Raw genomic sequence first — 6,730 nt, 5'->3', positions numbered from 1 at the left:
GCGGAGACATCGTGCCTCTGGTGTTATCCTGTTCTTGATTTTTTTACAGGATTTGCTATATACTGTTTCATAGTTCATCGGAGGGTGATTTGTTGCATTGCATATCTGGGATCATTTCAAAAAAACGGATCCCGGATTCATTGGAAGCAAAAGCCGGATAAGATGTCAGGTTGAGATACCTGCCTCTTATCCGGCTTTTTCCATGGAGATCTTCTGGCGGGTATCCTTTCTTCCGATTCCAAAGTGATCCTGGCAGCGATCGATTATCTGAAAGCATATGCGATTGACTGTATTTTCACGGCGGTGTTTTTCTGTTACATCGGTTTCTACAACGGTATCGGCATGACCAGGTTCGTCATGATTCAGGAAATATATGAAACGTTAAAGAAAATTTTGTACCATTGATTTTTTTTAATTAATATTGTATTATATCTGTAACAGGACTCCCCGCACCTCTCACGCAAGTGATGTGTCCCATGGGGAGACATTTTGTATTATGGAGGCGTATTATGGTAAAACCAATTATGAGAGATATCTTTTTCCTGAATCAGCCATCTGAGCCGGCAACTGAGACGGATCGGAAGACAGGGATGGATCTGCTGGATACTTTGAAGGCACATGAAGAAGAGTGTGTTGGTATGGCGGCGAATATGATCGGGGTACGGAAAAATATCATTGCCGTGCACATGGGATTTATGAATGTTCTGATGTATAATCCGAAGATCATCAAAAAGTCAGGAGCGTATGAGACGGAAGAAGGGTGTCTTTCTCTGGCAGGGGTGAGAAAATGCATGCGGTATCAGGAGATTGAAGTGCAGTATCAGGATGTCAATTTCAAACAGCAGCGACAGACGTATTCCGGCTGGATCGCGCAGATCATACAACATGAAATAGATCATTGCCGCGGAATATTGATATAAATAAAAAGACTAAAATCTGTACCATATACATGGTAAAAGAGTAATTACGTTTCCAGCTATGTGAAAAATCTGATTTTTCATATGAGCATTAAAGTGAAATTAACTAATGGATTAAAACGGGTACTTGTGAAAATATGGAACAGTTACAAAATCAAAATAAATGAATGATAGTAGAAAAGGAAAAACAAACATGAAAAAAGGAAATGGAATTGCGTTACTCCCTATCGGCGTGTTCCTGGTATTGTATCTGGGGCTTGGGATTTTGTTTGAATATGTGTTAAAGATTCCGATGGGATTTTATAACGTGCCGATCGTCGTTGCTTTTCTGGCGGCGATTTTGGTGGCGTGTGTACAGAATCGGAAAGTAAATTTTGATAAAAAACTGGAGCTGATGGCGCAGGGTGTGGGCGATAAGAATATCATTACGATGTTATTGATCTTTCTGACCGCCGGCTGCTTTGTCGGCGTTGTCGGAAGAAGCAGTGCGGAGAGTGTGGCCTATTTTATGCTGGCGCTGATTCCGGCGCGGTTTTCGGTTGCAGTGCTGTTTGTAGTGGCCTGTTTCGTGTCGGTGGCAATGGGAACCTCCGTGGGAACCATCACCCTGCTGACACCGATCGCAGTTGCGGTATCTGCAGCATCCGGGTTTGATCTTCCGTTTTGTGTCGGAGCGGTCATGGGGGGTGCAATGTTCGGGGACAATCTTTCCTTTATTTCCGATACAACAATCGCAGCCTGTAACGGACAGGGCTGCGAAATGAAAGATAAATTCCGGGAAAACTTCTGGATCGCATTTCCGGCGGCGGTGATCACACTGGCTCTGATCCTGATTCTGTCTTTTCAGACAGAGATTCACGGAAGAGTCGATCAGTCGTACCATCTGCTGCAGGTACTTCCCTATGTGCTGGTTCTGATCGGTGGAATCATCGGTATCAATGTATTTGTGGTACTTCTAACCGGCATTGCCTCCGGTGCCCTGATCATGCTGCTTGGCGGACATACCACACCGACCGATCTGCTGGCAAATATGGGTTCCGGCGTCTCGGGTATGTTTGAGACCTGTATGGTGGCGATCCTTGTTGCAGCCATGTGTGCGCTGATCCGGGAATATGGCGGATTTGATGCGTTGCTCGGCTGGATCCACCGGATCTTTAAGGGAAAACGAGGAGGGCAGCTGGGTATGGGACTGCTGGTCGGAGCGATGGACATTGCAACTGCCAACAATACTGTTGCAATCGTAATGGCGAATCCGATTGCAAAAGAAATGGCCCAGGAATACTGCGTGACACCGAAGAAAACAGCTTCGTTACTGGATACTTTTTCCTGTATCTTCCAGGGAGTCATCCCTTACGGTGCACAGATGCTGGTAGCCATCTCGGCGGCACATGAACTTGGATACGAGATTTCCGCCTTCCAGATCATGCCACGGCTGTTTTATCCGATGTTTCTGCTTCTGTGTTCTTTGATCGCTATCTTTGGAGTCGAGAAAAAACAGAGGTAACATCCGATATAACCGGCAGAGCATCGGAAAGAGGACAGCGCAAAAAAGTTGCGCTTACAAAGTAAGAAGAGTGACAGAAAACGCATTTCACGCATATGGTGAATCAGATAGATAGCTGGGTATCGTCTCACAGATGTGGTGGGACATATCAGGAAACGGGGAATGCGATATGAGTAACAAAACCTATGATCGATTAAAATGGCTCGCCATGTATTTTCTGCCGGCTCTGGGAACGTTGTATTTTGCACTGGCTGGCATCTGGGGGCTTCCCTACGGAGAACAGCTGGTGGGAACCATCACGGCAATCGATACGTTTCTCGGTGTGATTCTTGGAATCAGCAAATCAAAATATAACAAATGCAGTCACTAACAACTTCATACCAGAGCGTGTCTGAAAACACGAGAACTCTTGCAGGCGGACAGAGCTGGCAGGAGTTCTTTTTATGCTGCGATGTATCTGAAAAAACTGGCAGTCACTGGTTTCTCAGTCAAATCAACGATCTTCATATTCCTTTTCGTGCAGGTTTGTAGTAAAATATAAGAACGATTGTCGATGCAAACTGGTATATTTGCGACTACAGGAAAAGAACAGACAAGGAGTATAAAGAATGATACAGGCAGTAATTTTTGATATGGATGGAACACTGATTGACACAGAAAAATATTACCGGATCTGCTGGCCACAGGCACTGGCGCATTTTGGTTATACGATGAGTGATGAGCAGGCACTTTCCATGCGTTCGCTGGGACAGCCATATGCGCCGGAGCATCTGAAAGAAATGTTTCAGGATCCCGATCTGGACTATCCGGCGATTCGTGTATATCGGAAACAGCTGATGGAAGAATATCTGGAACGGGATGGAATCCAGATCAAACCGGGAGCTGTAGAACTTCTTGAATATCTGAAAGAAAAGAAGATCCAGCGTGCGATCGCTACGGCAACTGATACGGAACGCGCGGCACGATATCTGAAACAGATCGGACTGTACGAGTACTTTGACCGGATCATCTGTGCAAATATGGTCAAGTGTGGAAAACCGTCACCGGATATTTATATCTATGCCTGCCAACAGCTGGGACTGGATCCGTCTGCATGCATGGCGGTAGAGGATTCACCGAACGGAGTGACCAGTGCGTACCGTGCAGGCTGTCAGGTTGTCATGGTACCGGATCAGACAAAACCGGACGCGGAACTTAAGAACATGTTAACCGCATGTGTGGATTCGCTGGATCAGATGAAAGCACTGTTTCAATAAAGGCAATAACACACTAATGTAAATGTAATACAGAAAATACGAGAGATCTGCAGGGGATGGGCACTGTCGTATGTGAAAAAATATAAAAATATGGAGAAGAGCTATGGCAGAAAAAATGGAAAAGGATGCAGCAGAACTTCCCGGTATCAGCAGAGAAGCAGAAGAACACCAGCTGGCATATGTGATCGGGGTTGCCCAGGAACATCTGGTACAGGCGCGTAAAGCCATCCGGGAGGCAAATGAAGATCTTGCCGATCTGATGGAAGTTTACGATGCAAAAGATAAAGAAGGTCTGACACTCTGGAACAATGCTACGGCGCGTCTGAAAGAATATAAGCAGAATATGGTGCGCCTGGAAAAAGCCAGAAAGAAACCGTATTTTGGCAGAATTGATTTTCTTGCAGAAGAAAAACAACAAAAAGAAGCGTATTATATCGGTCGTGTTGGAATCTCCGGGGATGATGCGCAGCCGTTAGTATTGGACTGGCGTGCACCGATTGCTTCTGTTTATTATGAAAGCGGTCTTGGTCCCTGTTCGTATACCGTTCTTTCCGAGGGGACGCATACGATCGATCTGGAAAGAAAACGGACGTATGAGATTGAAAATGATCGGTTGAAAGACTACTTTGACTCGGATGTGGTAGCCAATGATGAACTTCTGACCAAATACCTTGCCAAAAGCAAAAAAAACGTACTTGGAGAGATCATTGCAACCATTCAGAAAGAACAGAATCTGCTGATCCGTCGCTCCCCCAGGACTAATCTGATTGTTCAGGGTGTGGCGGGTTCCGGAAAGACCACAGTGGCGATGCACCGGATTTCCTATATTCTTTATAATTACAAAGAGGATTTCCGCCCGGAAGATTTTTATATTATCGGGAGCAATAAAATTTTGCTGAATTATATCACCGGTGTTCTGCCGGAGCTGGATGTATACGGGATTCGTCAGATGACGATGGAAGAGCTGTTTATCCGCCTTCTGTATGAGGAATGGAATGGAAAAATATACAGAGTTCATCCGGTATCTCAGGAGGCTTGGCAGGAACAGAAAGGAAGTACTGCCTGGTTCGAAAAACTGGAAGCGTACTGTCAGGCATACGAAAATCAGGAGATTCCACAGGAGGCGATCGTGATGGAAAAAACGGGTGTGCGTCTGATGCGTCCTGCGATGATCCGGGAGTATCTGCGTGACAATCCGCTCCTTTCGATGGAAAGCAAGATCCTGATGCTGAATAAAATGCTGTATGCCCGCTATGAAAATGTGATCACGGGAAAAGTGATCTCTTTCACAGAAAAAGAGCGGAAAAAACTGGACAAAAAATACAGCACTTACTTTGGCAACGGAAAATGGAATGGTTCCGTGCGAACTTTTTATCAGGATTTTCTCCGTGCACAGCAGCAAGAGGGAATTCCTATCGAAATACCAGATACATCGTTTGATGTGTACGACCTTGCGGCGATGGCATATATCTATAAACGGATCAAGGAAACCGATCCGGTGAGGGAAGCAAGCCATGTGGTCATCGATGAAGCACAGGACTTTGGTATGATGGTATATCGCTGCCTGCACTACTGTATGCGGGGATGCACCTATACTGTTATGGGAGATACTTCTCAGAATATCCATTTTGGACAGGGGTTAAATGACTGGGAAGAACTTCGCAGACTGATCCTGCGGGGAACATACGATGCATTCGGACTGCTTCGGAAAAGCTATCGAAACACGGTGGAAATCTCAGAATTTGCCACAGAGATCCTTCGGCATGGAGATTTCCCGATCTATCCGGTGGAACCGATCATTCGCCACGGAAAGCAGGTGAAGGTGCAAGCCAGTGCAGATACAGTTTCTATGAAAGATGCAGCAGCAAACCAGATTCAGGAATGGCAAAAAAACGGATACGAAACGATCGCTGTAATCTGCCGCGATGAGACGGAAGCCAAAGAGGTGTCGGATCTGTTACAAGATACTCCGAATCTGATGAGTTACACACCGGAACGCAGTCAGTTCGGAGAGGGAATCATGATTCTCCCGGTGGTGTATACCAAGGGGCTGGAATTTGACGCGGTACTTCTGTGGAATCCGACAAAAGAACAATATCCACAGGATAACGGGCATATCAAACTGTTGTATGTTGCCGCTACCCGTGCGCTCCATGAACTGACCGTACTGTATCAGGATTCTCTTACGGACATTATAGGAACCGAAGTGCCGAAAGAAAAACATATGCAGGAATTTCAGACCGAAAGTCTGCAAAAAGCGAAAGAATACGCAAAACCGGTACACACACAGAAAGAGATCGAACAGCAGCGAAGAGAAGAGGGTGACAGGGAACGGCAGGCAAGAGGCTATCTGGGTCCTCGAAAGATCCAGTTGAAAAAGGAACAGGAAATTGCCGGAACAGAGACACCGGTGCTAATTCCAAAACCGTTTGAAGTACATCAGGCACTGATTCCCAAAAACAGAAATCAGTTAAAAAAATCAACGGATAAAAAATTAAAATCTTCCGCCATCGACGGACTGGTGAATCCATCCCCGTATACATATGGAACCTTCCCACCGGAGAGTCATCTTCAGGTCAAAGGACATTCCAGAGGGAATTTTTCTGTAAAATGGGTGAAAAAGACAAAGCAGTATCTGGAGATCGCCAGTGCAGCCGGACTTCTTCGGCTGACACCGATCACACCGTCGACGATCCGTATCAGCTTTGTAAAAGGTGTCACCGGCACGATCCAGGATACGAACTGGAAAGCACAGGCAGATACCGCAGTAATATGGGGCGCAAAAGAGTCCCGTTCTGAAGTACAGCTTCTGACTGATCGTATCCTGATTCGGGTGGAAAAAGCCAATGGCGCTGTGCAGTTTTTAAGCAGAGACGGTAAAAAACTGCTTGCGGAAAATCCTTCGGAACCTCGATTGCTTCTGGATAGTCAGACCTGGAACTTTTTCGTCTGGGATAAAAATGAGCGCCTGAAATCCAAAGGTGTTCTTGCAGATGATTTTATGGATCTGAGTACGAAAGCGCGGTATATCTCTTTTGGACAGAAAAAACTTC

At 45.8% G+C, this 6,730-nt stretch carries 5 protein-coding genes; all 5 read left to right on the top strand.

The window, feature by feature from the left end:
• The first annotated feature begins 509 nt into the window (after positions 1–509).
• Positions 510–920: a peptide deformylase gene (locus MSA64_RS03190; RefSeq protein ID WP_173885334.1), complete on the top strand. Its 411-nt coding sequence runs from the start codon at positions 510–512 to the stop codon at positions 918–920.
• Between the two features lie 190 nt (positions 921–1,110).
• A complete protein-coding gene (locus MSA64_RS03185) occupies positions 1,111–2,421 on the top strand; it encodes a Na+/H+ antiporter NhaC family protein (protein ID WP_287890512.1) in 1,311 nt (436 codons plus the stop codon).
• A gap of 169 nt (positions 2,422–2,590) precedes the next feature.
• Positions 2,591–2,791 (top strand): phage holin, encoded by a 201-nt coding sequence (locus MSA64_RS03180; RefSeq protein WP_022172406.1) that lies wholly within the window; start codon positions 2,591–2,593, stop codon positions 2,789–2,791.
• Between the two features lie 238 nt (positions 2,792–3,029).
• Positions 3,030–3,677: an HAD family hydrolase gene (locus MSA64_RS03175; protein WP_154431272.1), complete on the top strand. Its 648-nt coding sequence runs from the start codon at positions 3,030–3,032 to the stop codon at positions 3,675–3,677.
• A 103-nt stretch (positions 3,678–3,780) separates the two neighbouring features.
• The coding region (locus MSA64_RS03170) for a 3'-5' exonuclease (protein WP_287890509.1) at positions 3,781–6,730 on the top strand (2,950 nt) is incomplete at its 3' end.

The organism is Oliverpabstia sp. (assembly GCF_022785585.1).
GTDB classification, from domain to species: Bacteria; Bacillota; Clostridia; order Lachnospirales; family Lachnospiraceae; genus Oliverpabstia; species Oliverpabstia intestinalis.
This window is presented reverse-complemented; position numbering and strand designations above follow the sequence as displayed.

Excerpts from the sequence above, each read along its gene's own strand:
- MSA64_RS03190 (WP_173885334.1), top strand. The coding sequence starts at position 510 with ATGGTAAAACCAATTATGAGAGATATCTTTTTCCTGAATCAGCCATCT.
- MSA64_RS03185 (WP_287890512.1), top strand. The coding sequence starts at position 1,111 with ATGAAAAAAGGAAATGGAATTGCGTTACTCCCTATCGGCGTGTTCCTG.
- MSA64_RS03180 (WP_022172406.1), top strand. The coding sequence starts at position 2,591 with ATGAGTAACAAAACCTATGATCGATTAAAATGGCTCGCCATGTATTTT.
- MSA64_RS03175 (WP_154431272.1), top strand. The coding sequence starts at position 3,030 with ATGATACAGGCAGTAATTTTTGATATGGATGGAACACTGATTGACACA.